Source organism: Streptomyces sp. NPDC093109, from assembly GCF_040701725.1.
Classification (GTDB): Bacteria; Actinomycetota; Actinomycetes; order Streptomycetales; family Streptomycetaceae; genus Streptomyces.
Map to the genome: position 1 here is coordinate 107270 of NZ_JBFBEZ010000023.1, position 26997 is coordinate 134266.

Sequence of the window (26997 nt, forward strand, 5' to 3'; positions counted from 1 at the left end):
AACCCGGGCCCGCCGGGTATGTTAAAAGGGCGTATGACGATGCAGGGAGACGGTTGAATGCCCGGAGCGCGTAGGCCAGTTGGAGCATCCGGGCCGCAGGTTGTCACCATCAGCTTCGCCGGATTCAACCGGGCCTGGGCGGCCTGGATCGGCGACCGGCTGGAGCGCCGCGGCCTCTCCGTCGTCCACCAGCGGTGGTATCCGCTGGACGACACCCCCCTCGCCGACTACCTGCGCGACCTGCTGCTCGCGCCTGGCCCCGTGCTCGTCATCCTCAGCGACTGGTACTTCCAGCTCGGCCCACGCAGCCACGACGAGTGGAACCACGCCCTGCGCACCGTGGTGGAGCCCGCACGTGACCGGTTCGCCGCCGTCAGCGTCACCACCGCCCCGCTGCCCAGCGCCACCACCGTCTTCGCGGCGGCCGACCTGACCACCGTCGGCGAGACGGAGGCCGAACGGCGCGTCCTGGCCCGCCTCGGCCTCTCCACCGACCCCGTACCGCCACCGGTCCACGGCGACACACGGCGCGCGGCCCGCTATCCGGCCGACATCCCCGACGTGTGGGGCGGCGTACCCCGCCGCAACACCCGCTTCACCGGCCGCGAGACCCTCCTCGGCGAGGCATACGACGCGCTCCAGGCCGCCGGCCGGGGCGCCGGCGTGGTCACCCTGCACGGCATGTCCGGCGTCGGCAAGACCCAGCTCGCCGCCGAGTACGTGTACCGCTTCGGCGCCGAGTACGACGTCATCTGGTGGATCGCCGCCGACAAACGCGTCACCTGCCGCCAGCGCCTCGCCGAACTCGCCCCCGCCCTCGGCCTGTCCACCGGCGTCGAGTACGGCGAGCGGCTGCGCGCCGCCCGCGACGCACTGCGCCGCGGCGACCCGTACAGCCGCTGGCTGCTGGTCTTCGACGGCGCCGACGAACCCGACCAGATCTGGGACCTGGTGCCGACGGGCCCCGGCCATGTGCTGATCACCGCGCGCAACCCGGAGTGGGGCGAGCACAACAGCACCCTGCTGGAGATCCCGGTCTACGACCGCGACGAGTCCGTGGCGTTCGTCCGCCGCCGCGCCCCGCGCCTCAGCTACGGCGAGGCCGCGCGGCTCGCCGTGGCCCTGGAGGACCTGCCGCTGCTCCTCGACCAGACGGCCGGCTGGCTCAACGACTCCGACATGACCGTCGAGGAGTACATCGAGCTGCTGCGCGGCGGCATCGACCAGGACGTCGTCCGCGTCTCCGCCGACTTCCCGCTCGCCTTCCAGACCGGCTGGTCGATACTGCTCAACAAACTCCGCGAGACGGTCCCCGAATCCGTCGACCTGCTCCGGCTGTGCACCTTCTTCGCGCCCGGCGCCATCCCCGTACGGCTGGTGCGCGACCTGCCGCCCGACACCCTCCCGGAGAAGCTCCGCGGCCTCGTCGGCGACCCGGTGCGCTGGACGCGCGCGATCAACAAGCTCCGGCAGTACGCCGTCGTACGCGCCGCCGGGGTCGGCGAGCGCGAGGTCAGGGACCAGGCCGGCGACGGCGGCCCCGGACTGCCCGGCGACACCCTCTACATGCACCGCATGGTCCACCAGATCGTCCACCAGGACATGCCCGAGCAGGACCACCGCGACTTCATCGAGGTGGTGCGCCGCGCCCTGGTCGCCGCCGACCCGCACCGCCCCGTGGACACCCGCCTCTGGCCCCGGTACGCGGAGATCACCCCGCATCTGAAGTGGGCCGACGTCCTGCGGAGCACCGACCCCGACGTACACAGGCTCGTCCTCAACTGCCTGCGCTACATGTATCTCTCCGGCGAGTACAAGGCCGGCATCAAACTCGGCCGGCGCGCCATGGCCGCCTGGAAGACACTCCTCGGCGAGACCCACCCCCGGATCTGGGACGTCGGCTACCACTACGCCAACCTGCTGCGGGCCGTCGGCGACTACGCGGGCACCGAGGCCATCGAACGCGCCGCCTACGAACAACTGCGCGCCGAGCGCGGCCCGCAGGACCTGGAACACCTGCGCGCCGCCGGCGGCCTCGCCGCGTCCCTGTGCGGCCTCGCCCGCTACGACGAGGCATACGAGATCACCGGCCGGCAGTACGCCGCGTACCGCGAACTCCTCGGCGAGCAGGACACCCGTACCCTCAGCGCCCAGAACAACCTGGCCGTCGCACTGCGGCTGTTCGGCCGGTACGAGGAAGCCCTCGACCTCGACCGGCGCACCCTGGAGACCCGGCGGCTGGTGCTGCGCCCGCGCCACAACTGGACGCTCTACTCGGAGATCAACTACGCCACGGACCTGCGGCTCCTCGGCCGCTACGGCGAGGCGGAGTCCCTCCAGTCGCAGAGCGTGCGCGTGCACCGGATCGTCATGGGCCGCGACAATCCGCAGACCCTGCGCGCCGAGTACAACCTCGCGTTCTGCCTCTACCGCGCGGGCGACCGCGGCCGGGCCGGAGAGCTCTTCAGCCAGGTGCTGGAGAGCTGCGAGCGGGTCCTCGGCGAACACGACCCGCTGACCGTCATGTTCGCCGCGGGACAGAGCTGCTTCGCCCGCGAGCACGGCGACATCGACCAGGCCAGGGAGATAAGCGAACAGGTCGTCGCCGGCTATCTGGAGACGCTGGGCGAGAGCCACCCGTTCACCGCGGGCACCCGCGCCAACCACGCCCTGATCCTGCGCGGCGTCGGCGAGCGCGACCAGGCCCACGTCCTCATCGAGAACTCCCTCGCGGGCATGACGGCCGCGGTCGGGGAACGCCACCCCTGGACACTGGGCTGCGCCATCAACGCCTCCGCGCTGCGCAACCTCATCGGCGACCCGGAGAGCGCCGCCGCGCTGACCGCCGAGACCATCGCCCGCGCCACCGAGGCCCTCGGCCGCACCCACCCCCTGACGCTCTCGGCCCGGATCGCACACGCGGCGGACCTGCGCGCGCTGCGGGACGGACAGCGCGCGGAGAAGACCGAGGGCGAGGCACTGGACGACCTGGCGGCCACACTGGGCCCGCAACACGTCCACACGGTCGCGGCCCGCTCCCGTAACCGCCCGTACTGGGACTTCGAGCCGTCGATCGTGTGAGCGGCTCCGAGTCGTCCTTACGCCGGAGGGCCCGGTCCCGCGAGGAGATCGCGGGGCCGGGCCCTCCGGTTCGTACGGGCGTGATCGGACGCCGTCAGGCGTCGAAGACCTCGCTGACCAGCTGCTGCTGCTCCGCCTGGTGGCGCTTGGCCGAGCCGACCGCCGGGGACGAGGAGTGCGGGCGCGAGATGCGTCGCAGGCGCTCGCCGTGCGGGACGTCGGCGCCGACCGCCAGGTCCAGGTGGTCGATCAGGTTGAGCGCGATGAACGGCCACGCGCCCTGGTTCGCCGGCTCCTCCTGCGCCCACAGGTACTTCGCGGCGTTCGGGAACTTGGCGATCTCCGCCTGGAGTTCCGCGCCCGGCAGCGGGTACAGCCGCTCCACGCGCAGGATCGCGGTGTCCGTGACGCCGCGCTTCTGCCGCTCGGCGTCGAGGTCGTAGTAGACCTTGCCGGAGCAGAAGACGACCTTGCGGACCGCGTTCGGGTCCACGGCCTCGTCACCGATCACCGGGCGGAAGCCGCCGGTGGTGAACTCCTCCGCCTTGGACGCCGCCGCCTTCAGACGCAGCATCGACTTCGGGGTGAAGATGATGAGCGGCTTGTGGTGCGGGTTGTGGACCTGCCAGCGCAGCAGGTGGAAGTAGTTCGACGGCAGGGTCGGCATGGCGACCGTCATGTTGCCCTGCGCGCACATCTGGAGGAAGCGCTCGGGGCGCGCGGAGGAGTGGTCCGGGCCCTGGCCCTCGTAGCCGTGCGGCAGCAGCAGCGTGACGCCGGACGTCTGGCCCCACTTCTGCTCGGCCGACGAGATGAACTCGTCCACGACCGACTGCGCGCCGTTCACGAAGTCGCCGAACTGCGCCTCCCACATGACCAGCGCGTCCGGGCGGGCCAGCGAGTAGCCGTACTCGAAGCCCATCGCCGCGTACTCGCTGAGCAGCGAGTCGTAGACGTTGTAACGGGCCTGCTCCTCCGTCAGGTACTGGAGCGGGGTGTAGTCCTCGCCGGTGCCCTGGTCGACCAGGACCGCGTGGCGCTGGCCGAACGTACCGCGGCGGGTGTCCTGGCCCGAGAGCCTGACCGGGGTGCCCTCCATCAGCAGCGAGCCGATGGCGAGGGTCTCGCCCATGCCCCAGTCGATCGTGCCGTCCTCCACCGACGCCGCGCGGCGCAGCATCTGCGGCATCAGGCGCGGGTGGACGGTGACCGTGTCGGGGATGTTGACCTGCGACTCGGCGATCCGCTTGACGACCTCCTGCGAGACCGCGGTGGTGACGGCCACCGGGAACTCGGCACGGGCGTCGGGGACCATCGCGGGGCCGACGTGCGAGGTGGCCTCGCGGACCTCCGCGAAGACCTTCTCCAGCTGGCCCTGGAAGTCCTGGAGCGCCTGCTCCGCCTCTTCCAGCGTGATGTCGCCGCGGCCGATCAGCGACTCGGTGTAGAGCTTGCGCACCGAGCGCTTCTTGTCGATCAGCCGGACCATCTGCGGGTTGGTGAACTGCGGGTTGTCGCCCTCGTTGTGACCGCGGCGGCGGTAGCAGATGAGGTCGATCACGACGTCCTTGTTGAACGTCTGGCGGAACTCGAAGGCGAGCCGGCCCACCCGGACCACGGCCTCCGGGTCGTCACCGTTCACATGGATGATCGGCGCCTCGATCATGCGGGCCACGTCGGTGGCGTACATCGAGGAGCGCGACGACTCGGGCGAGGCGGTGAAGCCGACCTGGTTGTTGATCACGATGTGGACGGTGCCGCCGGTGCGGTAGCCGCGCAGCTGCGACATGTTGAGCGTCTCGGCGACGACGCCCTGGCCCGCGAAGGCCGCGTCGCCGTGGAGCGCGAGGGGCAGGACCGTGAAGTCCGTACCGCCCTTGTTGATGATGTCCTGCTTGGAGCGGACGACACCTTCGAGGACCGGGTCGACCGCCTCCAGGTGCGAGGGGTTGGCGACCAGCGAGACCTTGATCTGCTCGCCGTCCAGACCGGTGAAGGTGCCCTCGGCGCCCAGGTGGTACTTCACGTCGCCGGAGCCGTGCATCGACTTCGGGTCGAGGTTGCCCTCGAACTCCCGGAAGATCTGCGCGTACGACTTGCCGACGATGTTCGCCAGGACGTTCAGCCGGCCGCGGTGGGCCATGCCGATGACGACCTCGTCGAGGCGCGACTCGGCGGCGGAGTCGATGACCGCGTCGAGCAGCGGGATGACGGACTCGCCGCCCTCCAGCGAGAACCGCTTCTGGCCGACGTACTTCGTCTGGAGGAACGTCTCGAACGCCTCGGCCGCGTTGAGCCTGCGCAGGATCCGCAGCTGCTCCTCGCGCTCGGGCTTGGCGTGCGCGCCGCGCTCGATGCGGTCCTGGAGCCACTTGCGCTGCTTCGGGTCCTGGATGTGCATGAACTCGATGCCGGTGGTGCGGCAGTACGAGTCGCGCAGCACACCGAGGATGTCGCGCAGCTTCATCATCGACTTGCCGGCGAAGCCGCCGACGGCGAACTCGCGCTCCAGGTCCCAGAGCGTGAGCCCGTGCTCGGTGATGTCGAGGTCGGGGTGCTTGCGCTGGAGGTAGTCCAGCGGGTCGGTGTCGGCCATGACATGGCCGCGGACCCGGTAGGAGTGGATCAGCTCGAAGACGCGGGCGGGCTTGGTGACGTCCTCGTCGTGCGACGCGTCGATGTCCTTGAGCCAGCGGACCGGCTCGTAGGGGATGCGCAGCGCCTTGAAGATCTCGTCGTAGAACCCGTTCTCGCCGAGCAGCAGCTGACTGACGATCCGCAGGAACTCGCCGGATGCGGCGCCCTGGATGACACGGTGGTCGTACGTCGAGGTCAGCGTCATGACCTTCGAGATGCCCAGCTTGTTCAGGGTGTCCTGCGAGGTGCCCTGGAACTCGGCCGGGTAGTCCATCGAGCCGACACCCATGATGACCGACTGACCGGGCATCAGACGCGGCACGGAGTGGACGGTGCCGAGGCCGCCGGGGTTGGTCAGGGAGACCGTGACGCCGGTGAAGTCGACCATCGTCAGCTTGTTGCCGCGGGCGCGGCGGACGATGTCCTCGTACGCCTGCCAGAACTCGAAGAAGTTGAGCGTCTCGGCCTTCTTGATGCCGGCGACGACGAGCTGGCGGTCGCCGTTGGGCTTCACCAGGTCGATGGCGAGACCGAAGTTGATGTGCTCCGGCTTGACCAGGGTCGGCTTGCCGTCCTTCTCCGTGAAGGAGTAGTTCATCGACGGCATGGCCTTGATCGCCTGCACCATCGCGTACCCGATGAGGTGCGTGAAGGAGATCTTGCCGCCCCGCGCGCGCTTCAGGTGGTTGTTGATGACGATGCGGTTGTCGAAGAGGAGCTTCACCGGGACGGCGCGCACGGAGGTGGCCGTGGGCACCTCCAGCGAGGCGCTCATGTTCTTCGCGACGGCGGCCGACGGGCCGCGCAGCGTCGTGTACTGCGGTCCGGCCGGCGCTTCGGCGGCGGGCTTCGCGGCGGCGGGCTTCGCCGCTACGGGCGCGGGCGCGGCCGGTGCCGGGGCCGCGACGGGCGCCGGAGCGGGCGCGGCTGCCGCTGCCGGTACGACGGCGGGCTTCGCGGCCGGTGCGGGTGCGGCCGGAGCCTGCGCGGGTGCCGGAGTGGCGGCCGGTGTGGCGGCGGCCACGGGCGCCTGGACCGGGGCCGCGGCCTTCACCGGGGCCGGCGGGGTCACGGGCGGCACCGCGCCCCCCGCGGACGCGCTCACCGCGGGCTTCCCGGCGGACTTGTCATCGGACTTGCCCGCCGTACCGGAGGTGCCCGGCTTGTAGTCGGCGAAGAAGTCCCACCAGGCACGGTCGACCGAATTCGGATCCTGGAGGTACTGCTGGTAGATCTCGTCGACAAGCCATTCATTGGCCCCGAAGGCCGCGGCAGGATTCTTGCCCTGCCCGTCTTCGTCGGTCGAGATGCTCGCGTTACTGGGGGACTGAGACGACACGGCGTGAACCGCCCTCTTCCGCTTCACAAGGTGATGGACAGCGGGAATCAAGGCTACGCCTACCGGGCCGACACTTGCGGACCGGGCGTGCCATCGTCGTGCAAGTCACATCCGACGGCGGGTTTCAGCGTATGAAATGGCGGGAAACAAGCCGGGTTCGGCTGAACCGGGCACGCGTGCCGCCCGATCACGGCCGATGCACGGCCCGTCGCCCCGCCCGTCCCCGACTCCGTACCCGGAGAACGTGCGTTTTTCGCTTCGAACTCCTCGAACTCTACGTCAACCGCGAGACCGAAGTGCTCCCGGAAGAGTGACCCGGATCAGGCAGCCACGTGCGGATTCGGCCACTCCGATGTCCCCGCCGTGCAGATCGACGGCCCAGCGGGCGATCGCCAGACCGAGCCCCGTACCGCCGTCGCTCCCCGGACCGTGCGGCGACGGCACCGTCCCCCGGTTGAAGCGCTCGAACACCTTGTGCCGCTCCTGCTCGGGGATACCGGGCCCCTCGTCCTGGATCTCCAGCTCCAGCGACTCGGGACCGGGCCCGGGACCGCGCCGGGCGCGCACCGTGACCCGGCCGTGCGGCGGGCTGTGCTTGACCGCGTTGTCGATCAGGTTGGCGACGACCTGGTGGAGCCGCTCCGCGTCCGCGTGGGCGGTCAGCTCGGGCGGCGACACGTCCAGATGCAGATGGACATCCGTACGGGTGTGCTGGACGGAGCCGGAGACCCCCGCGCCCGGGCGGCGCTGCGAGGCCGCCAGATTGGCCTCCTTGAGCACCCCCGAGAGATACGGCCAGACCTCGAAGCGGTTCGCCCGCAGCGGCACCACCCCGTTGTCCAGCCGCGACAGGTCGAGCAGCGTCTCGGTCAGCCGGCCGAGCCGCTCCGTCTGCCGCAGCGCCGTCAGCATCATCTCCTGATCGGCGGCCGTCACCCCGTCCACGACGTTCTCCAGCACCGCGCGCAGGGCCGCTATGGGCGTGCGCAGCTCGTGCGAGACATTGGCGATCAGCGCCTTGCGGTGCTGGTTCTCCGCCTCCAGGTCGTCCGCCATGCGGTTGATCGTCGCGGCGAGATCGCCCAGCTCGTCACGGCGGTCCGAGCCGATGACCCGGCGGGTGTAGTCGCCGTGCGAGATGCTCTTGGCGACCGTACTCATCTCGTCCAGCGGAGCGGTCAGCCCATGGGCCACGAACTGCGTGATCAGCAGCGTGGCGATCATCGAGAAGACCGTGATGAAGCGCAGCTCGGTCTCCGTGCGCAGGGCCACCAGCAGCAGTCCGGTGGTGATGAAGACGGAGGTGACGACGAGGGTGCCGAGCTTCGCCTTGATGGAGAGCCGCAGCCGGGGACCGCCGCGGCGGGTGCGGGTACGGGCGCGGTCGTCCCAGCGGCGCTCCGGGGGGCCGGGCCTGCGCAGGGACGTGGGTGGGTGCGGGGACGGGGACGAGGACGGGGACGAGGACGGGGACGGGGACGGGGACGGGGGCGGCGCGGACCGCTCGGTCATGGAGCCGGGGTCTCCAGCGCGTAGCCCACCCCGTGCACGGTACGGATCCGCTCCGCGCCGATCTTCCGGCGCAGCGCCTTGATGTGGCTGTCGACCGTACGGGTGCCCGAGGCGTCCGCCCAGTCCCACACCTCGGCGAGCAGCTGCTCGCGGGAGAGCACCGCGCGCGGGGTGTTCGCCAGGCAGACCAGCAGATCGAACTCGGTGGGCGTCAGATGGACGTCCTCCCCGCGCACCCGCACCCGGCGCTGCGCGTGGTCGATCTCCAGTTCGCCCAGGCGGAGGATGCCGCTGCGCGGGGTCACCGCGGCGAGCGCCGCCCGCTCCACCCGGCGCAGCAGGACATGCACCCGGGCCGCCAGCTCCCGCATCGAGAACGGCTTGGTCATGTAGTCGTCGGCGCCGACCCCGAGCCCGACCAGCATGTCGGTCTCGTCGTCCCGCGCCGTCAGCATCAGCACGGGCACCGGGCGCCGCGCCTGCACCCGGCGGCAGACCTCCAGACCGTCGAAGCCCGGCAGCATCACATCCAGGACCATCAGGTCCGGCTGCCACGCCTCGGCCGCGTCGACGGCCGCAGGCCCGTCACCCGCCGTCTGTACGAGGAACCCCTCGGCCCGCAGCCGTGCGGCGATGGCGTCGACGATCGTCGTCTCGTCCTCGACGACGAGGATCCGGCGCTGCGCGCCGGGCGTCGCGGCGACTCCGCTGTGGCTGGTCTGTGTCTGCTCCATCGCCCGCCCCTGGTACGCGTTCCGCGATCCGTGTTCCCGCGATCCGCGCCGTGGGGACGCGGATCCATGTCGGGAGCAGCGTAGATGCCCCGGGAGCCTCCCGGCTACGCAGTGCGAACGGCGAGATGGACCACGTCGGGTACGCCCCGGGCAACTCGGATCTCTTCCGCCCGTACCCCTGTGAACCCGGCATTCCGTAGTGCCTCACCGAACGCCGGGGAGGGGTTCGCCGACCATACCGCCAGCACACCGCCGGTTTTCAACCGCGCCCGGCACGCGGCCAGTCCGGCCGGCGAGTAGAGGTTTTCGTTGTCCTCGGTGACGGTCCATTCCGGCCCATTGTCGATATCCAGACAGAGTGCGTCGTAACGGTCCGTGGTCGTCCGTACGTACTCCACGAGATCGGTGTGCAGGATCACAGTGCGCGGATCCGCCAGCGCCGCACGCGAGACCGCCCCGAGCGGCCCGGTCCTGTGCCAGTCGATGACCGCCTCCTCGCGCTCCACGACCACGATCCGGCCCCAGCGCTCGTCGGCGGCGGCATGCGCGAGCGAGAAACCGACCCCCAGCCCGCCGACGAGCACGGCCGGCGCCTCCCGCCCGGCCGGCAGCGCGTCCCGCGCCGCGTCGATCAGCAGCCGCTCGGAGCGCCCGTCCGAGGTGTCCATCAGGAAGCACCCGTTGGCGATGATCTCCAACCGCTCACCGCGCCGGCGCAGCACGACCTCACCGTACGGTCCGTCGCGGCGGTCCAGGGTGACGGGCGGGAACGCGGGGGCGGACGCGGGGGCGGATGCGCGGGCGGTCGTGGGGGCGGTCGTGGGGGTGGTCGTCATACCGGGGCCTCTCGGGTCGGCGGCTGCGGTCACCGCCATCCTGGTGGCCCTGCGCGGACGGAAACAATCCGGTTTTCCCTCATGTCCCGTGCGCGGGGCCTCCCTTGCCGTGGGGGCGCGCCTTCCCGTGGGCCGGCTGTGGAAGACGCGGCGAATGCTGTGAAGGTTGACGGATGTGCGGTGGGTCATAGACGCGGTGATCGGGGGTCGCGTTAGGTGGGTGGTCCCGTAGGGGGAAGCCCTTACGGGGCCGACCGCCCCGGGGAGAGGAGCCGTACGCCATGAACCGGCTGGACACGCGCGGGTCCGACGCGGCGGGGACGGCCGGCGCCGACCGGCTGGACGGGGTTCCCGGGCAGCACCGGCCGCCGGATGTCCGCACGGCCCGCGCGCCCGCTTCGGGGAAGTCCCGGTCACTCGCGCGGAGCGCCGCCCTGTTCGGCCGGCTGCTTCCCGGCCCCCGCCGTACCCCCTTCACCTTCTGGTACGGCCTCGTGCTGCTCGGGACCGCGCTTCTCGCCGAGCACGCGGAGCCCGCCACCGTCTCCGTCCTCCTGCGCGAGTCGAGTACGGACGTGGCCCATCTCGCCCGTACCCCCGCGCTGGTGCTGGTCGCCAGCGCGCTGTGGGTCGCGGGCGGGCTGCTCTCCCCGTACACGATCGGGTTCGTGCTCGTGCTGACGGCGCTGGAGCGGCGGGTCGGCGGCCTGCGGACCGCCGGGATCTTCCTGCTCGGCCATGTGCTGGCGACGCTGCTGACCGAGATCCCCGTCGGGCTGGCCGTGGCGGTCGGCCATCTGCCGGAGACCTCGCTGCACCGGCTGGACTACGGCATCAGCTTCGGGATCATGGCGAGCGCCGGCGCGCTGGCCGGGCTGCTGCCGCCACTGGCGCGCTGGATCCTGCTGACGGCGATCGGGGCGGCGCTGCTCCAGGACCTGCTGGAGTTCGCCGACCCGATCACCGACTGGGGCCATGTGCTGGCGCTCCTCATCGGCGTCGCCTGCTGGCCCGCGCTGCGGTCGCGGCGGGTCAGGTCCGTGACGTGTGCAGGGCGGTGCTCCCGGCCCTGACGAGGCGGCACACGGCGAGAGCCGTACGCGTGAGGTCGTCGGCGGCGTGCAGCAGCGCCGCGTCGAGGTCGCGCGGTTCGCTGCCGATGGGCAGTACGGCGGTGGCGCCGCGCCCGTAGAGCCGGTCCGCGTCCGGGGTGATCGTCCCGCCGAGCACGACGCACGGCACGCCCGCCCCCGTACAGGCGTCGACGACCGCGCTGACGGTCTTGCCCGCGTCGGTGGAGGCGTCCACCTTCCCCTCGGCGGTGAGGCAGAGATCGGCCGTGGCGAGCAGCCGGTCGAAGTGGGTGAGGCCGCGGATCAGTTCGGCGCCGGGCAGCAGTCCGGCGCCGAGCGCGAGCAGCGCCGCGCCGAGGCCGCCCGCCGCGCCGCCGCCGGTCGCGTCAGGGGCGATGCCGAGCAGGGGCGCGAGCCGCCGCAGCCCGTCGTCCAGGAGAGCGACCAGCTCGGGTCCCGCGCCCTTCTGCGGACCGAAGACATGGGCGGCGCCGTCCGGTCCGTACAGCGGGCTGATCACATCGGCGGCGACGACGAGCTCCACCCCGGCGAGGCGTTCGCGCGCCGGGGCGAGGTCGATCGAGACGGTACGGAGGAGATCGGCGGCGCTGCCGCGCAGCCGGTTCCCGTCCGCGTCGCGGAGGTCCGCGCCGAGGGCCGCGAGCAGCCCCGTACCGCCGTCCATGGTGGCGGTTCCGCCGAGGAAGACGACGACCCGGCGGGCGCCCGCCGCGACCGCGCCGAGGAGCGGGGCGGCCAGCCCGGCGCTGGAGGCGGCCGGCAGATCGTGGCCGGCGGCGGTCAGCCCGCCCCAGCCGATGGCCTCGGCGGCCTCGACGAGCGCGGTGCCGTCGTCGAGGCGGCCGAAGGCGGCCCGGACGGGGCGGCCGAGCGCGTCCACGGTCGCGACCTCCGTGGTCGTGCCGCCACGCGCGCTCTGCACCGTGAGACGTGAACCCTCCCCGCCATCGGCGAGCGGATGCTCGACGGGGGTACCGCCGGCCGCGCGGACCCCGGCGGCGAGGGCGGCGGCGGCCTGAGCGGCGTCCAGGGAGCCACGCAGTTTGTCCGGGGCGCAGACGACGCGCATGGGAGTTCCTTTCGAGACGGGTGAGAGACGGAGGGAGGGAGCGACGGAGCGACGGGTGAAGGGGGTTGCCGGTCGTGCGGTCAGACGGTCATCCAGCTCAGGACCGGCGTGGACTGGAGGTAGATGAGCACGGCGAAGACGGCCAGCATGCCCAGGCTCCAGCCGAGGACCTTGCGGAAGATGACGCTCTCGCTGCCGGCCATGCCGATCGACGCGGCGGCGACGGCCAGGTTCTGCGGGGAGAGCATCTTGCCGAGGACCCCGCCGGTGGAGTTGGCGGAGGCGAGGAGCACCGGGTCAAGACCGGTCTGGTGCGCGGCGGTCACCTGGAGCACACCGAACAGCGAGTTGGCCGAGGTGTCGGAGCCGGTCACGGCGACCCCCAGCCACCCCACGACCGGAGAGAACAGGGCGAACGCCGAGCCCGTCTGGGCCAGCGCGGTGCCCAGGGTGACGGTCTGGCCGGAGAGGTTCATGACCCAGGCCAGCGCGAGCACCGACGTCACCGTGACGAAGGTCCAGCGCAGCTGGTGCGCGGTCGCGCCGTACGCCTTGACCGCGCGGCCGGGGCCGACACGGTAGAGCGCCATGGTGAGCAGGCCCGCGAGGAACAGGATGGTGCCCGCGGCCTTCAGGTGCTCCAGCTTGAACGTCATGGCGGCGGCCGGCTGCCCGGCGGTGGTCTCGACGTTCAGTCCCGGCCAGCTGAACTGGACGAGTCCGTGTACGCCCAGCCACTCCTTGACCGGACCGAGCTGGCTGACGGCGAACAGGGCGACGATGATCAGGTACGGCGCGAAGGCCATCAGCGCGCTGCCCTCGGCCCGCTCCTCGGGAACGGCCTCTTCCTGTGCGCTGTCCTGGCAGCCCGCCCCGGCGTCCCCCGCCCCGGCCGGCTGCCAGATGCGCAGGAAGCCGAGCACCGCGACCAGGGCGACGACGCCCGCGATGATGTCCGTGACCTCGACGCTGATGTAGTTCGCGGAGACGAACTGGGCGAGCGCGAAGGCCAGTCCGGCCACCACGGCGACCGGCCAGGACTCCTTGACGCCCCGGCGGCCGTCGAGCAGGAACACCAGGACGAGCGGGATGAAGGCGGCGATCAGCGGGGTCTGCCGGCCGGCCATCGCGCCGAGGTCGTCGAGCGGCAGGCCGGTGACCCCGGCCAGGGTGGTCAGCGGTACGGCCATGCTCCCGAACGCGACCGGCGCGGTGTTGGCGACCAGCGCCACGGTCGCCGCCTTGAGGGGGGCGATGCCAACCGCGACCAGCATGACCGCCGTGATGGCGACCGGGGCGCCGAAGCCCGCCAGCGCCTCGATCAGCGCGCCGAAGCAGAAGGCGATCAGGATGCCCTGCACCCGCTGGTCGGTGGAGACGCTGCGGAACGAGCGCCGCAGCACCGCGAACCAGCCCGTGATCTCGGTCAGCCGGTAGATCCACAGCGCGTTCACCAGGATCCACAGAACCGGGAACAGCCCGTAGAAGCCGCCCTCGGCCGCACCGGACAGCGCCTGCGAGACGGGCATGCCCCAGACGAGTACGGCCAGGGCCAGCGCGAGCGCCAGCGAGGAGACGGCGGCGATCTGTGCCCTGACCCGGAAGACACCGAGCAGCACGAACATGGTCAGCAGGGGAAGGGCGGCGCAGAGCGCGGACCAGTACAGCGACCCGGCCAGCGGATCGAGAACCTGGCGGTACATGGGACCTCCTGAGGCGGCGACGTTGCCGCGGGGACCAGAAAGGGGAGCCGGAACGAGCCCGGAACGAGCCCGGAACGAACCGGAGCGAGCCGGAACGAAGGAGAAACGGAAACGGCTCGTTAACTTGTAAGACAAGTACTCACGGCAGTCAAGGGTTCCCGTATGGTAATTTTGCGAGGCAGATACGCGCTTGTGCGTGGTGACTCATGGAGCGGGGGAGCGTGATGGCGGGTCGCCCACGGGCCACATCGTTGATCGACGCGCTGGTCGGCGAGCTTCGCGAACGGATCCTCGACGGCCGGATCACCGGCGGCACGGCGCTCACCGAGACCGAGGTCGCCGGGGAGTACGAGGTGGCCAGGCCCACCGCCAAGGCGGCCATCGAGCGCCTGACCGCGGAGGGCCTCCTGCGCCGGGGCGCGCACAAGAGCGCCCGCGTTCCGGTCTTCGACAGCGCGGACGTCGCCGACCTCTACTTCGCCCGTACCTGCCTGGAACGCCAGGTCATGCGCGAGCTGGCCCGGCTCGAACTGCTCCCCGCCGCCGCCACGGCCGCCCAGGCGGAGATCCGCGAGCTGGCCGCGAGCGAGGACTCCTCCATCGCCGCGGTCGAGCCCGACGTCCGCTTCCACGAGTCGCTCGTCGAGGCGTTGGGCTCCACCCGGCTGAGCAGGGCGCACGCCTCGATCATGGGCGAGATGCGGCTGTGCATGGCCCAGGTGCAGACGTACAAACTGCTCCGCATCGCCGAGATCGCCGACGAACACCAGGCGATCCTGACCGCCATCGCGGCCGGCGACCCCGAGGCGGCCGACGCGGCTCTCGCCTTCCACCTCACCCGTGCGAGGGACCAGCTCCGCGACCACATGGGCTGAGCACACGGGCTGACCAGGGCTGAGCACCGCCGAGCGCGCGGGCTCGGCGCATATCGCGTTGCGCGGGCCGCCGTCCCGGTGATGGGCTGGCCCGATGAGCGACCGCGAAGAGGACGGGACCGTACGGCCGTTGACCCTCGCCTGGGTGGGCCGGCAACTGGACACCGGCGAACGCATCGTCACCACCGAGGCGCTGCACGGCGGCATCACCGCCGAAATGCGCAGGCTGACCGTCCGCCGGCGGGACGGATCCACCCGCGACCTCGTGCTGCGGACCTTCGTCGCACCGACCTTCGTGGAGCAGGGCGAGGACCTGCTGAACCGCGAGTCCGGCATCCTCGCCCTCCTCGCGGGCACCGGTGTGCCGGCTCCGGGACCGGTCGCGGTCGATCCGACGGCCGCGCACTGCGAATATCCGTCGCTGCTCATGACACATCTGCCGGGCCGGACGGCCTACGACCGCGAGGGAGTGGAGGCGCGCGTCCCCCTGCTGGCCCGTCAGCTCGTGGCCATCCACGCGCTGCGCCCCGCCGAACGGCCCCGGACGTACGAGGCGTGGGCCTCCGCCGACGCCCTCGTCCCTCCCGAAGGCGCCGACGCGGCGGTGTGGGCCGCCGCGCGCGAGGTGATCCGCCGGCCTCCGCCGCCGTACGAGGGACGGTTCCTGCACCGGGACTTCCACCCCGGCAACGTGCTGTTCGACGGCCCCCGGATCACCGGAATCGTCGACTGGGTGGAGACCTCCTGGGGCCCGGCGGACCTGGACGTGGCGCACTGCTCCACCAACCTCGCGCTGCTCCACGGCCCGGCCTGGGGCTTCCGCTTCGCCGAGGCGTACGAGGAGGCCGGCGGCGTACTGGCCGCGGCTCCGGACGAGCGGCTGTACTGGCGGCTGCTGGACGCGCTGTCGTTCGCGTCGATCGCGGAGCCGGTGGTGGGGCCGTGGCGGCAGGCGGGGAGGACGGACCTGACGGCACGCGCCGTCGAAGAGCGGCTCGACGCGTACGTCACCGCCCTGATGGACACGCCTGGCGGCGTTCGGTAGCCGCGGGACGAGCCGGCGGCGGATACGGGCCGAGATGTATGACGGGGGCGTCCCCTGATGCCGGTCGCGGGACTAGGGTGTGGCGCGGCCCGTCGCACTGCCTCTCGGGCCACTGGTTTCCACGGTTCCACGGTTTCACGGTTTCCAAGGTTTCCACCAAGGGGGTTGGCACCATGGCCGGACAACTACGCCCGGAAGGGCTCGACTTCGTACACACGGCTCCCGTGCGGTTCGCCTTCGCACGGGAGATCTCCGCGGCTCCGAGCGCGGTGTTCCACGAACTCGCCGAGGACGTGCCGGGCTGGACCACGTGGTTCTCGGCGGTCACGTCCGCCCGCCCGATCGACGACGGCGCCCGCCGCGAGATCCGCCTGCGGGGCGGCGTCCGCGCCGAGGAGACCATCCTCACGGCGAAGGAGGCCGAGGTGTACGCCTACCGCGTTGACGCGATCAACGTTCCGGGCATCCGCGCCATGGTCGAGGAGTGGCGCCTCGCTCCGGCGGGTACGGGCACGCGCGTGCAGTGGACGGTGGCCGCCGACGGCGCCGCGCCGTTCCGGCTGCTTCTGCGGTCGGCCCGGCCGGGGATGGGGCTGGCGTTCCGCAACGCGGTGACGACGCTGGACCGGCGGGTGGCCGGCCGGGGGCGTTCGTAGGCCCGAGCGCGCCAGGACGAGTGCGGGCGATCGCTCACAGCGAACACGGCCGGGGGAACAATCGGGGACTCACTTGCATTGAGTCGGTATAGCTCAACTTGCTTGATGCCGACCGCTTGCTTGCCCGATGCTTGCCCGAAGGGGAGATCATGGCCGTCACGCCCACATCGCTCACGCTTCCCGTCCTGCCGCTCGACGACGAGGTCGTCCTGCCCGGCATGGTGGTGCCGCTCGATCTGTCCGATGCCGAGGTCCGCGCCGCGGTGGAGGCCGCGCAGGCCGCTGCCCGGGACGGGGGCGGCGGGGCGGGCAAGCCCGAGGTGCTGCTTGTGCCGCGCATCGACGGGACCTACGCCGCCACCGGCGTGCTCGGCACCGTCGAGCAGGTCGGCCGACTCTCCGACGGGGACCCCGGCGCGCTCATCCGCGGGCGGCGCCGGGTCAGGATCGGGGCCGGTACGAGCGGGCCCGGCGCGGCCCTCTGGGTGGAGGGGACCGGCGTGGAGGAGATCACGCCCGACCCGCTGCCCGGCTCCGTGACCGAGCTGGTCAAGGAGTACAAGGCGCTCGCCACGGACTGGCTCAAGAGGCGCGGCGCCTGGCAGGTCGTCGACCGGGTGCAGCAGATCGACGACGTCTCCGCGCTCGCCGACAACTCCGGCTACTCACCGTTCCTCTCCACCGCCCAGAAGGTCCAGCTGCTGGAGACCGCCGACCCGGTGGCCCGCCTCAAGCTCGCCACCGAGCAGCTGCGCGAGCACCTCGCCGAGCAGGACATCGCCGAGTCGATCGCCAAGGACGTCCAGGAGGGCGTCGACAAGCAGCAGCGCGAGTTCCTGCTCAGGCGCCAGCTCGACGCCGTACGCAAGGAGCTGCGCGAGATCAACGGCGAGGGCGACGAGGACGAGTCCGACGACTACCGGACCCGCGTCGAGGCCGCCGACCTCCCCGAGAAGGTCCGCGAGGCCGCACTCAAGGAGGTCGACAAGCTGGAGCGCTCCTCCGACCAGAGCCCCGAGGGCTCCTGGATCCGCACCTGGCTGGACACCGTCCTCGAACTCCCGTGGAACGAGCGGACCGACGACCGTTACGACATCAGGGGCGCCCGCTCCGTCCTCGACGCCGAGCACGCGGGCCTCGACGACGTCAAGGAGCGCATCACCGAGTACCTCGCCGTGCGCAAGCGGCGCGCGGACCGCGGCCTTGGCGTGGTCGGCGGCAGGCGCGGCGGCGCCGTACTGGCCCTGGTAGGGCCGCCCGGCGTCGGAAAGACCTCCCTCGGGGAGTCCGTCGCGCACGCCATGGGGCGGAAGTTCGTCCGGGTCGCGCTCGGCGGCGTACGCGACGAGGCCGAGATCCGCGGCCACCGGCGTACGTACGTCGGCGCGCTGCCCGGCCGGATCGTGCGCGCCATCAAGGAGGCCGGCTCGATGAACCCGGTCGTCCTGCTCGACGAGATCGACAAGGTCGGCTCCGACTTCCGCGGCGACCCGGCCGCCGCCCTGCTCGAAGTCCTCGACCCCGCGCAGAACCACACCTTCCGCGACCACTACCTGGAGGTCGAACTCGACCTGTCCGACGTCGTCTTCCTCGCCACCGCCAACGTGCTGGAAGCCATCCCCGAGGCGCTCCTCGACCGGATGGAGCTGGTCAGGCTCGACGGCTACACCGAGGACGAGAAGGTCGTCATCGCCCGTGACCACCTGCTGCCCCGGCAGCTGGAGCGCGCGGGCCTGGAGCCCGGCGAAGTCACGCTGGAGGACGGAGCGCTGCGCCGGCTCGCCGGCGAGTACACCCGCGAGGCGGGCGTACGGAACCTGGAGCGGGCCCTCGCCCGGCTGCTGCGCAAGGTCGCGGCCGAACACGAACTGGGCGACCGCGAGCTGCCCTTCGCCCTCGGCGCCGAGCACCTGCGCGCCCTCATCGGCCGGCCCCACCACGTACCCGAGTCCGCGCAGGACCCGGCCGAGCGCCGTACGGCGGTCCCGGGTGTGGCCACGGGCCTCGCGGTGACCGGGGCGGGCGGTGACGTCCTCTACGTCGAGGCGTCGCTCGCCGACCCGGAGACCGGCGGCTCCGGGCTCACCCTGACCGGGCAGCTCGGTGACGTCATGAAGGAGTCGGCGCAGATCGCGCTCTCGTTCCTGCGCTCGCGCGGCGCCGAACTGGAGCTCCCGGTCGCGGACCTCAAGGACCGGGGCGTGCACATCCACTTCCCGGCGGGCGCGGTCCCGAAGGACGGCCCGAGCGCCGGCATCACCATGACCACGGCGCTGGCCTCCCTGCTGAGCGGCCGGCAGGTCCGTACGGACGTGGCCATGACCGGCGAGGTCTCCCTCACCGGCCGGGTGCTGCCCATCGGTGGCCTCAAGCAGAAGCTGCTGGCCGCCCACCGCGCGGGCATCACGACCGTCGTGATCCCCAAGCGCAACGAAGCGGACCTCGACGACGTCCCCGCCGAGATCCTGGAGAAGCTGGAGGTGCACCCGGTGACGGACGTCCGCCAGGTGCTGGAGATCGCCCTGTCCCCGGCGGACGTGCCGGTCAGGGCGGCGGCTGCCTGATCGCGATCAGGGATCGGCGATCAGGGATCGGCGATCAGGGATCAGATGGACAGTGCGGTCCCGACCGGCCCTCCGTTCCGGTCGGGACCGCACTGCGTACGGGGGAGGGCCGTCAGCCGGTGGCCAGCGCCACCACGCGGTCGAGCGACCCGTTGAACTTGCTGTGGTCGCCGACGATCGGGCCCGTCGAGGTGTACTGCCACATGGTCTGGTAGCCCCAGCCCGCGGGCAGTTCGCCGGGCGTCGTGTTGTAGCGGGCGATCCACAGCGGGTTGGTCGCGCCGAACGCCGAGCTGTTGCCGGTGCAGGTCTTCCACCAGCTGGTGGCCGTGTAGATCACGGCGTCCCGCCCGGTGAGCGCCCGGTACGTGGTGGTGAAGTCGGTGATCCAGGCGACCATCTGGGCCGGGGTCTTGCCGTAGCAGGAGTCGCCGTACGGGTTCCACTCGATGTCCAGCGCGCCCGGCAGGGTCCGGCCGTCCCGTGACCAGCCGCCGCCGTTGTTGACGAAGTAGCCGGCCTGGGTGGCGCCGCTGGTGGTGTCGGGCGTGGCGAAGTGGTAGGCGCCACGGATCAGGCCGACCTCGAAGGAGCCGTTGTACTGCTGCCCGAAGTAGGGGTTCTTGTAGTACGTGCCCTCCGTGGCCTTGTTGTACGACCACTTCACTCCGCTGTTCCACAGGGCCGGCCAGTCGACGTTGCCCTGGTGGCTGGAGACGTCCACGCCCTCCGTCTGCTCGGCGCGGGGGGAGCGGGGCGGTCCGCCCCGGCCGTCGTGGGCGACGACGCCCATGCCCATGGTGGCCGAGCCCCGTACGGGCGGGACGGGCGGCGGGACTGCGGCGGTGTCGGTGTCGGCGCCGGCCGCGCTCGCCGCACCCGGGGCGGTGAGGGAGAGTGCGAGGGCGGCGAGGAGGGAGCCGACCGCCGCGAGACGTGGGCGGCGGACGGGTGCGGGGCAGCGGGTCGTTCCGGATCTGAGCGCGGGCATGGGAGTGCCTCCGGGGTTTCGTGGGGGGTGAAAGGCTCTGCCTCGCCCGACGCTACGCACGTAGACCAGGACGGGGGAAGGGTGCCACGCTGCCGCCGTTGGTATAAACCTGCGAAATACTTGACGAGCTGCGGCAATGGGTCGTGGCCGAAAGAAACTTTCAGGAGCGGAAAGCGCGCGATGGGTGCTGACGTGCACGGGAGCGGTACGACTAATCATCCCGACTCTGCCGACTCTGTCGAGCGGACTGGTATGGACCACGAATTCCTGGCGCTGGAAAAGGAACTGTCGGTCTTTCTGCGGCGCGCCCGCGCGACCTCCGGCGAGATGGCGCGCGAGGTCCATCCCGAACTCGAACCGGCGGCCTACGGACTCCTCGTACGGCTGGAGGAGTGCGGGCCCCAGCGGGCCACCGAACTGGCCGGATACTTCGGTGTCGGCAAGGCGACCATGAGCCGTCAGCTGCGCGCGCTGGAGCAGCTGGGGCTGCTGAGCAGGGAGCCGGACCCCGCCGACGGCCGCGCCTGGCTCGTCCGCATCACCGACGAGGGCCGGGCCCGCTTCCGGCGGGTCCGGGACGCGCGCCGCGAGCTGTACGTACAGCGGCTGGCCGACTGGGACCGCGCCGAGGTCGCCGAACTGGCGCGGCTGCTGGGGCACTTCAACCTGCGAGCGAGCGGGAGCTGAGGGGGCGGGAGCCGAGGCAGCTGAGGGAGCCGAGGCGCGGCCGGGCAGCTTACGGGGGCCGGCGCGGTCGGGGGCGTCAGGGGCGCGGCGGTTCCGTGCCCGCCGGCGTGCCCCCGCCCGCTCACAGCTCCACGTACGTCACCGTCGCGTCGTCACTCCGCTTCCACCGGCGGAACCCCGTGCCCTCCGGATCCGCCGACTCCACCGCCCGTACCCGGTCGACCAGCTCCCGCGCGCCGTCCTTCCTGACCAGCGCCAGACAGTCCGCCCAGCTCCCCTCCCGGAACATCTCCACCCAGCGCGTCGCGCCGTCCGTCATGGCCAGCAGCGCGCGCACCCCGGCGGCCGGCGACCGGCCCGTCACCGCGCGCTCCGCGACCGCCGGGTCCGCCGCCGCCGTGAAGAAACCGCCCTCCGCGTTGCGCAGCGCGTCCGTCGCCGCGAGTGAGCGCCGGACCTCGGGCGGGACGCGGTCGAGCCGGTCGTCCAGCACCGCCCGTACCGTTCCGTCCGGTGACTCCAGCAGCAGCGTGGAGTCCGAGAGCACCAGATGCTCGACCTCGTCCTCGCTCCAGCGCGCCAGAACGACCGTGGCCTGAGGGGTACGTGGGTGAGAAAGGTCACAGGTGTCCCGATGGGCGTCCGCCGTCCGGGTGATCGCCGCCGCCAGCACACCGGTCAGCGTCATGTCCCGTCGTGAACAGGACAGTTCGGCCAGGGCGCCGCCCAGCCGCGCCGTGAACCAGGGCACACCGTGCACACAACCGTCGTCACCCGCCGGTGGCGTCACCCCGTCCAGGACGACCAGTACGCCCCCCTCGCCCCCCGCCGGAGCGGCCACCGCGGTCCAGTCCTCATTGGGGTGCCCGGGGGTGCCGGGGGAGGTGGTGAGTTCGATGCGCATGTGCCCCAGTCTGCGCTACTTCCCGGGCCACCCGCATGGCTCCTTCACACCCTCTCCATCCCGTGTGAGCGGCCCGAACAGACGGGATGGAGAGGGCCGACCGCCGTCATCCGGCCGGAATACGGCCTACTGCGGCCGGAAGTGGACGGAACGGTCCTGGCGGCGGGAGGAGACGGACGCTCCCCGGAAGCTGCGGGCGGGCATCTTGCCAAAGCCCGCCCCGAAGGTCCACCCGGCACGCGATGTTCGGCCGGATGAAGCGGCGGGAAGAGTTGTTCGCCAACTCCATCGTGATGTTCACTCGTTCAGGTGGCGGAGCGGCCGAGGCGCGTCTCCCTTCCGAAAAGCGCTGGAATGGTCGAACGCCGTACCAGGGGTGGGGGCTCGCGCAGTGACCGGTCGTCACCTCTGCTTCATGGGCGGACGAGTCAAGAATGTGAGCACCGGTGCAGAAGAAGCGGCCTCGGGGCAGTGGCGGCACACGAGGCGGATCCGCGGGTGACCCCGGCGACGCCATGAGCACGAACCCCGGAACCGGCGGTACGGCCGGACCCGCCGCGCCCACCGGTCCCATAGCGCCCGGTCCCGTAACGCCAACTCCCGTAACGCCCGGTCCCGCAGCGCATCCCGTAGCGCCGGGTCCCGCGGCGCCCGGCCCCCTCTCCCCTGCCGCGCCCGCCGCGCCCCAGGCCGGCAAGGGCCGCCGCGCCCGCGTACGCAACCGGCTCGTCCTCGGCGTCGCCCTGGTCGGCGTGACCGTCGGCGCGGCCGGCGCACCCGCCGTCCTGCGCGCCTCCGCCGACCTCAACGACGCCCAGAACCTGGTCACCCTGGCCGAACTCGACCAGCAGGCCATCACGCTCTCCCACTCCCTCGCGGACGAACGCGACGAGGTCGTCGTCTACATCGCGGCGGGCCGCGAGGAGCAGCCGACCGGGAGCGGATCCTCCGGCGACAAGGGCAAGCGCCAGATCACCAAGACCCGCAGCGCCCGCGTCGACCGCCAGATCAACGAGATACGCGCCGCCGGGTCAGCCCCGGCCGGCCTGCTGCGTGATCTCGGCACCGTCCCCTCCCTCCGCCGTACGGCCCTCACCGGCAAGGGCTCCGCGCTGGAGGCGTACCGCGCGTACTCCGAGGTCATCGACAAGCTCCAGGCCCTCGCCGACGAGCTGGCCGCGAAGGCCCCCGCCGACGGCGCCGACGCCACCCGCGCCCCCGCCGCCCTCGGCCGCGCCGCCGACCAGGCGTCCGCCACCCGGGGCCTGCTGCTCGCCGCGCTCGCCGTGCCGTCACCCACCGACCCCACCCCCGAGTACGACCCGATCACGGGCCTCCTCGTGGAGCCGAGCGCCGACGCGGACAGCAAGAAGTACGACCGGCTGCGCGACGAACTCAGCGCCGAGGCCCAGAAGTCCCGCGTCCGCGAACTCGCCGCCCTCGCCGACTTCGACCAGACCGCCGGCGCCACCGCCCGCGCCTCCCTCACCGACACCGTCACCGGCCCCGACGTCAAGACCGCCGAGTCGTATCTGGCCCGGCTCACCGACCGGCCCGAACTCTCCGACTCCGACCGCGAGGCCGATCCGGAGAAGGTCGAATCCGCGCTCTCCGCCCGGATCGACCAGATGCGCGGTGTCGCCTCCGGTCTCGGCTCCGCCCAGGTCGAGCGGATCGCCGCACTCCGCGACGACGACGTCACCGCCCTGGAGATCTCCCTCGCGCTGCTCGGCGGCTGCATGCTGGTCGCCATCGGCATCTCCACCGCCGTCGCCCGCACCCTCACCAGGCCCCTCGCGGTCGTCCGGATCGGCGCCGCCCGGGTCTCCGCCGCGCCCGCGACCGAGGAGCCGATCCGCTTCACCGGCCGCAACGACGAGTTCGCCCAGGTCGTACGGTCCATCAACAGCCTGCACGGCAAGCTGCTCGACCTCTCCTCCCGCACCCAGGAGCTGACCGGCGACCGTACGGACCTGATCGGCGCGCGCGAGGAGGCCGCCGACCGGCGCGCCGAACTCCAGGAGCGCACCGCCGAACTCGCCGCCCAGCTCCAGCGGCTGCGCCACACCGTCCACCACACCTTCGTCAACCTCTCGCTGCGCAACCTCGGCCTCGTGGAGCGCCAGCTCGGCGTCATCGAGGGCCTGGAGGACCGCGAGCAGGACCCCGAGCAGCTCGCGACCCTCTTCAAGCTCGACCACATGGCCACCGTCATGCGCCGGCACAGCGAGAACCTGCTGGTCCTCGCGGGCCACGAACACGGCCACGGCTCGACGGGACCCGTACCGCTGGTGGATGTCGCGCGCGCGGCGGTCAGCGAGATCGAACGGTACGAGCGCGTCACCATCCACTCGCTGCCGACGCACACGCAGGTGGCCGGTTTCGCCGCCGACGACCTCAGCCACCTTCTCGCCGAACTGCTGGAGAACGCCACGTCGTTCTCGCCGCCGGAGGCTCAGGTGCAGCTCTCCGGCTGGCTGCTGGAGAGCGGCGAGGTGATGCTCTCCGTACAGGACCAGGGCATCGGCATGTCCGCCGAGCGGCTCGCCCACCTCAACGAGCGGCTCGCCGAGCCGGAGAGCCCCGAGGACCGCGAGGAGCCGACGCGCGCCGCGTACGGCAGCGGCGCGGGCTCGGTGGAGGGCGAGGGGCTCGGACTGCGGGTCGCGGCGCTGCTCGCCGCGCGCCACGGCGTCGAGATCGAGCTGCGCGAGCACGAGCAAGGCGGGGTGGCAGCCGTCGTCGTACTGCCGCGCGCGCTGCTCCCCGCGCCGCCGACGGCCACCACGCCCCGGCGGAAGCCGGCGCGGGCGGCGGGGGCCGTGAAGGCTGCGCAGGCGCAGGTGGCGCAGGCGCAGGTGGCGCAGGCGCAGGCGGCGCCCGCCGCGGCTCCTGCTCCGGCGCCCGCTCCGGCGACCGCTCCCGCCGTGGCTTCGGCCGACGCGCAGGCGGAGGTGGCCGCGGAGGTCGCATCCCGTGCGCTGCCGAGGCGTTCGCAGACGGACCCGATGGTGGCCGCCGCGGAGGCCGCGATACGGAAGGCCGAGGCGGAGGACGCGGCGGCGGCCGAGGCTGAGGCTGAGGCCGAAGCCAGGGCGGACGCTGAAGCGAAGGCAAAGGCCAAGGCGAAGGCAGAGGCGGCGGCCAAGGCGGAAGAGGAAGCGGAAGCCGCGGCCAAGGCGGCGGCCGAGCACACGCGCGCCCGCGACCAGGACACGTTCGTCATGCGGCTGCCCGAGCCCCTGGAGGACCCTGCGGCCACAGAGGTCACAGAGGTCGCAGAGGCCCCGGCGGCCCCCGAGCGGACCGAGCGGCTGCCTGAGCGCCCCGTAGCCCCCGAGCGGACCGAACACGCCGCCGCCCCCGCCCCGGCCCCCGCGTACGGCGCCGCCGACGGGCCCGCGGAACGCATCACCGACAAGGGCCTGCCCAAGCGCACCCCCAAGGTTGTCAAGTCCTCCGAGGCACCCACCGGCCGTACCGGCAGCGTCGACGCGGAGGCCCTGCGCCGCCGCCTCGGCGGCTTCCACCAGGGAGCGCTGGACGGCCGGCGCGATGTCGAGGCGGAGCTGACCGAACGCGACGACAGCAACGAAGGGGCCGGACCGGATGAGCCCGACCAGCGCGACCAGACGCAGAACCAGAACCGCCATCAGCATCAGCGGGAAACCGGCGTTCCGGGGCGCACAGCGCCGCGGGACCGGCCGGGGCTAGACATCGATGTAACGGGGGAGACAGTCGAGGAGGCACGCAGTTGACTGCGACCGGCACATTCGGACTGAGTAGCGAAGCCCGCAACCTGCACTGGCTGTTGACCAACCTTGTCGAGGAGGTGCCAGGGGTACACGCGGTCGCCGTCGTCTCGTCCGACGGACTCCTGCTGCTCTCCTCGGACCCGGGGCAGCACGCCGAGGCGACCACCGTCAACGAGACCCGCAGAGACGGCCCGCGCGGCTCCAGCGCCGACCTCGCGACCATCGTCTCGGGAATCGGCAGCCTCGCCCTGGGCGCGGCCAAGCTGATGGACGGCGGCGGCGTCAAACAGACCATGGTCGCCATGGACGACGGCAGCGTCTTCGTCATGTCGATCAGCGACGGATCGCTCCTCGGAGTGCACGCCACGGCGGACTGCGACATGAGCGTCGTCGCCTACCACATGGCGCTCTTCGTCGGCCGGGCCGGGCACATGCTCACGCCCGAACTGCGCGACGAGTTGCGCACGTCCATGGAGGCCGCACGATGACGCCCGGCGCGGAGCCGTCGATTCCGCTGCCGCCGATTCCGCTGCCCGTACGAGGCGGAGACCGGCGGCCCGCCCGGGTGCGCCCGTACTCGCTCACCGGCGGACGGACCCGTTTCGGCCACGTTCTGCTGGTCGAGACGTTCGTCGCCGCCCTCGAAGCGGGAGACGAACGCAGAGAGCTGACGGACGGCGGCGCAGGATCCCGGGTGATGCCCGAGATGCTCGCCATCGTCGAGCTGTGCCGGCGCATGCGCACCGTCGCCGAGATCTCCGCGCTGCTGAAGATGCCGCTGGGGGTGGTCAGAGTGCTGCTCAGCGACCTCGCCGACCAGGGAAAGATCCGTGTGTACGGGACCGGTCAGCGCACCGGGAAGCCCGACAACGCGCTGCTGGAAAGGGTGCTGAGTGGACTCCGCCGTCTCTGACGTCGCCACCGAGGAAGAGCTCAAGGCGTGGCAGCTGAACCGTACCCGCGCCCCGATCGCCACGAAGATCGTGGTCGCGGGCGGGTTCGGCGTCGGCAAGACGACCTTCGTCGGGGCGGTCTCCGAGATCGAGCCGCTCCAGACCGAGGCCATGATGACCGAGGCCAGCACGGAGACCGACGATCTCAGTGCGACGCCCCGGAAGACCACCACGACCGTGGCGATGGACTATGGCCGGATCACGCTCGACGACGACCTCGTGCTGTACATCTTCGGCACGCCCGGCCAGCAGCGCTTCTGGTTCATGTGGGACGACCTGGTGCGCGGTGCGATCGGCGCCGTCGTACTGGCCGATACCCGACGGCTGCCCGACTGCTTCCCGGCGCTCGACTACTTCGAGAGCTGCGGACTGCCGTACGTTGTCGCGGTCAACCACTTCGACGGCACGCCCACCTTCCAACCGGACGATGTGCGCGACGCCTTGACGATTCCGCCCACCGTGCCTGTACTGATCATGGACGCACGTAAACGGAACACGGCCGTCGAGTCGCTGCTCGCGCTGGTGCGGCACGCGCTCGACGCCTCTCCGGAGTAGCCGTCGG

19 protein-coding genes are annotated in these 26997 nt (G+C 71.9%); 11 read left to right on the forward strand and 8 right to left on the reverse strand.

Annotated features, from left to right (window positions below; genetic code table 11):
- Positions 1-57: 57 nt before the first annotated feature.
- Positions 58-3081 (forward strand): FxSxx-COOH system tetratricopeptide repeat protein, encoded by a 3024-nt coding sequence (fxsT, locus tag AB0389_RS22550; protein WP_366397236.1) that lies wholly within the window; start codon positions 58-60, stop codon positions 3079-3081.
- 94 nt (positions 3082-3175) lie between these two features.
- On the opposite strand, the gene AB0389_RS22555 is transcribed toward fxsT, so the two are convergent.
- From AB0389_RS22555 to AB0389_RS22570, 4 genes are all read right to left on the reverse strand, one after another.
- Positions 3176-7057, reverse strand: coding sequence for a multifunctional oxoglutarate decarboxylase/oxoglutarate dehydrogenase thiamine pyrophosphate-binding subunit/dihydrolipoyllysine-residue succinyltransferase subunit (locus AB0389_RS22555; protein WP_366397237.1), 3882 nt, complete (start codon positions 7055-7057; stop codon positions 3176-3178).
- Between the two features lie 279 nt (positions 7058-7336).
- On the reverse strand, positions 7337-8404 hold the full coding sequence (locus tag AB0389_RS22560; RefSeq protein ID WP_366397269.1) for a HAMP domain-containing sensor histidine kinase: 1068 nt from the start codon (positions 8402-8404) through the stop codon (positions 7337-7339).
- A gap of 161 nt (positions 8405-8565) precedes the next feature.
- A complete protein-coding gene (locus AB0389_RS22565) occupies positions 8566-9303 on the reverse strand; it encodes a response regulator transcription factor (protein WP_366397238.1) in 738 nt (245 codons plus the stop codon).
- Positions 9304-9407: 104 nt separating this feature from the next.
- Positions 9408-10139 (reverse strand): spermidine synthase, encoded by a 732-nt coding sequence (locus AB0389_RS22570; RefSeq protein ID WP_366397239.1) that lies wholly within the window; start codon positions 10137-10139, stop codon positions 9408-9410.
- A 281-nt stretch (positions 10140-10420) separates the two neighbouring features.
- Here AB0389_RS22570 and AB0389_RS22575 point away from each other — a divergent pair, with 281 nt between their 5' ends.
- Positions 10421-11212 (forward strand): rhomboid-like protein, encoded by a 792-nt coding sequence (locus tag AB0389_RS22575; protein WP_366397240.1) that lies wholly within the window; start codon positions 10421-10423, stop codon positions 11210-11212.
- Here AB0389_RS22575 and AB0389_RS22580 read toward each other — a convergent pair.
- Together AB0389_RS22580 and AB0389_RS22585 are read right to left on the reverse strand one after the other, a co-directional pair.
- Entirely contained in the window at positions 11172-12302 is a 1131-nt protein-coding gene (locus AB0389_RS22580; RefSeq protein WP_366397241.1) for a glycerate kinase, read from the reverse strand. The two genes, AB0389_RS22575 and AB0389_RS22580, sit on opposite strands and share 41 nt — an antisense overlap.
- A gap of 80 nt (positions 12303-12382) precedes the next feature.
- Complete coding sequence (locus tag AB0389_RS22585) at positions 12383-14005, reverse strand: L-lactate permease (RefSeq protein WP_366397242.1); 1623 nt, start codon at positions 14003-14005, stop codon at positions 12383-12385.
- 224 nt (positions 14006-14229) lie between these two features.
- Between AB0389_RS22585 and AB0389_RS22590 the strand changes: the two genes are divergently transcribed.
- The 4 genes from AB0389_RS22590 to lon all read left to right on the forward strand — a co-directional run bounded on the left by AB0389_RS22590 (position 14230) and on the right by lon (position 19145).
- Positions 14230-14880 (forward strand): GntR family transcriptional regulator, encoded by a 651-nt coding sequence (locus tag AB0389_RS22590; RefSeq protein ID WP_366397243.1) that lies wholly within the window; start codon positions 14230-14232, stop codon positions 14878-14880.
- A gap of 94 nt (positions 14881-14974) precedes the next feature.
- Positions 14975-15925, forward strand: coding sequence for an aminoglycoside phosphotransferase family protein (locus AB0389_RS22595; RefSeq protein ID WP_366397244.1), 951 nt, complete (start codon positions 14975-14977; stop codon positions 15923-15925).
- Positions 15926-16098: 173 nt separating this feature from the next.
- Positions 16099-16581, forward strand: a complete 483-nt coding sequence (locus AB0389_RS22600) for an SRPBCC family protein (RefSeq protein ID WP_366397245.1) — start codon at positions 16099-16101, stop codon at positions 16579-16581.
- A 149-nt stretch (positions 16582-16730) separates the two neighbouring features.
- Complete coding sequence (lon, locus tag AB0389_RS22605; RefSeq protein ID WP_366397246.1) at positions 16731-19145, forward strand: endopeptidase La; 2415 nt, start codon at positions 16731-16733, stop codon at positions 19143-19145.
- A 112-nt stretch (positions 19146-19257) separates the two neighbouring features.
- Here the strand turns inward: lon and AB0389_RS22610 are convergent, their stop codons facing one another.
- Positions 19258-20136: a lysozyme gene (locus AB0389_RS22610; protein ID WP_366397247.1), complete on the reverse strand. Its 879-nt coding sequence runs from the start codon at positions 20134-20136 to the stop codon at positions 19258-19260.
- Positions 20137-20388: 252 nt separating this feature from the next.
- Here AB0389_RS22610 and AB0389_RS22615 point away from each other — a divergent pair, with 252 nt between their 5' ends.
- Entirely contained in the window at positions 20389-20823 is a 435-nt protein-coding gene (locus AB0389_RS22615) for a MarR family transcriptional regulator (RefSeq protein ID WP_366397248.1), read from the forward strand.
- 121 nt (positions 20824-20944) lie between these two features.
- On the opposite strand, the gene AB0389_RS22620 is transcribed toward AB0389_RS22615, so the two are convergent.
- On the reverse strand, positions 20945-21727 hold the full coding sequence (locus AB0389_RS22620) for a protein phosphatase 2C domain-containing protein (protein ID WP_366397249.1): 783 nt from the start codon (positions 21725-21727) through the stop codon (positions 20945-20947).
- A 515-nt stretch (positions 21728-22242) separates the two neighbouring features.
- Between AB0389_RS22620 and AB0389_RS22625 the strand changes: the two genes are divergently transcribed.
- From AB0389_RS22625 to AB0389_RS22640, 4 genes are read left to right on the forward strand one after another with little or no spacing between them, the layout of a single operon-like run.
- Positions 22243-25485 (forward strand): nitrate- and nitrite sensing domain-containing protein, encoded by a 3243-nt coding sequence (locus AB0389_RS22625; protein WP_366397250.1) that lies wholly within the window; start codon positions 22243-22245, stop codon positions 25483-25485.
- On the forward strand, positions 25482-25970 hold the full coding sequence (locus tag AB0389_RS22630) for a roadblock/LC7 domain-containing protein (RefSeq protein WP_366397251.1): 489 nt from the start codon (positions 25482-25484) through the stop codon (positions 25968-25970). The genes AB0389_RS22625 and AB0389_RS22630 overlap by 4 nt, the downstream gene beginning before the upstream one ends.
- The gene (locus AB0389_RS22635; RefSeq protein ID WP_366397252.1) at positions 25967-26395 is read left to right on the forward strand and encodes a DUF742 domain-containing protein; all 429 of its coding nucleotides are present in this window, start codon (positions 25967-25969) and stop codon (positions 26393-26395) included. The genes AB0389_RS22630 and AB0389_RS22635 overlap by 4 nt, the downstream gene beginning before the upstream one ends.
- Positions 26376-26990, forward strand: a complete 615-nt coding sequence (locus tag AB0389_RS22640) for an ATP/GTP-binding protein (protein WP_366397253.1) — start codon at positions 26376-26378, stop codon at positions 26988-26990. The genes AB0389_RS22635 and AB0389_RS22640 overlap by 20 nt, the downstream gene beginning before the upstream one ends.
- The last annotated feature ends 7 nt before the right edge of the window (positions 26991-26997 follow it).

Coding starts and splice junctions, on each gene's coding strand:
- fxsT (WP_366397236.1), top strand. CDS start 58: ATGCCCGGAGCGCGTAGGCCAGTTGGAGCATCCGGGCCGCAGGTTGTC.
- AB0389_RS22565 (WP_366397238.1), bottom strand. CDS start 9,303: ATGGAGCAGACACAGACCAGCCACAGCGGAGTCGCCGCGACGCCCGGC.
- AB0389_RS22570 (WP_366397239.1), bottom strand. CDS start 10,139: ATGACGACCACCCCCACGACCGCCCCCACGACCGCCCGCGCATCCGCC.
- AB0389_RS22575 (WP_366397240.1), top strand. CDS start 10,421: ATGAACCGGCTGGACACGCGCGGGTCCGACGCGGCGGGGACGGCCGGC.
- AB0389_RS22580 (WP_366397241.1), bottom strand. CDS start 12,302: ATGCGCGTCGTCTGCGCCCCGGACAAACTGCGTGGCTCCCTGGACGCC.
- AB0389_RS22585 (WP_366397242.1), bottom strand. CDS start 14,005: ATGTACCGCCAGGTTCTCGATCCGCTGGCCGGGTCGCTGTACTGGTCC.
- AB0389_RS22590 (WP_366397243.1), top strand. CDS start 14,230: ATGGCGGGTCGCCCACGGGCCACATCGTTGATCGACGCGCTGGTCGGC.
- AB0389_RS22595 (WP_366397244.1), top strand. CDS start 14,975: ATGAGCGACCGCGAAGAGGACGGGACCGTACGGCCGTTGACCCTCGCC.
- AB0389_RS22600 (WP_366397245.1), top strand. CDS start 16,099: ATGGCCGGACAACTACGCCCGGAAGGGCTCGACTTCGTACACACGGCT.
- lon (WP_366397246.1), top strand. CDS start 16,731: ATGGCCGTCACGCCCACATCGCTCACGCTTCCCGTCCTGCCGCTCGAC.
- AB0389_RS22610 (WP_366397247.1), bottom strand. CDS start 20,136: ATGCCCGCGCTCAGATCCGGAACGACCCGCTGCCCCGCACCCGTCCGC.
- AB0389_RS22615 (WP_366397248.1), top strand. CDS start 20,389: ATGGACCACGAATTCCTGGCGCTGGAAAAGGAACTGTCGGTCTTTCTG.
- AB0389_RS22620 (WP_366397249.1), bottom strand. CDS start 21,727: ATGCGCATCGAACTCACCACCTCCCCCGGCACCCCCGGGCACCCCAAT.
- AB0389_RS22625 (WP_366397250.1), top strand. CDS start 22,243: ATGAGCACGAACCCCGGAACCGGCGGTACGGCCGGACCCGCCGCGCCC.
- AB0389_RS22635 (WP_366397252.1), top strand. CDS start 25,967: ATGACGCCCGGCGCGGAGCCGTCGATTCCGCTGCCGCCGATTCCGCTG.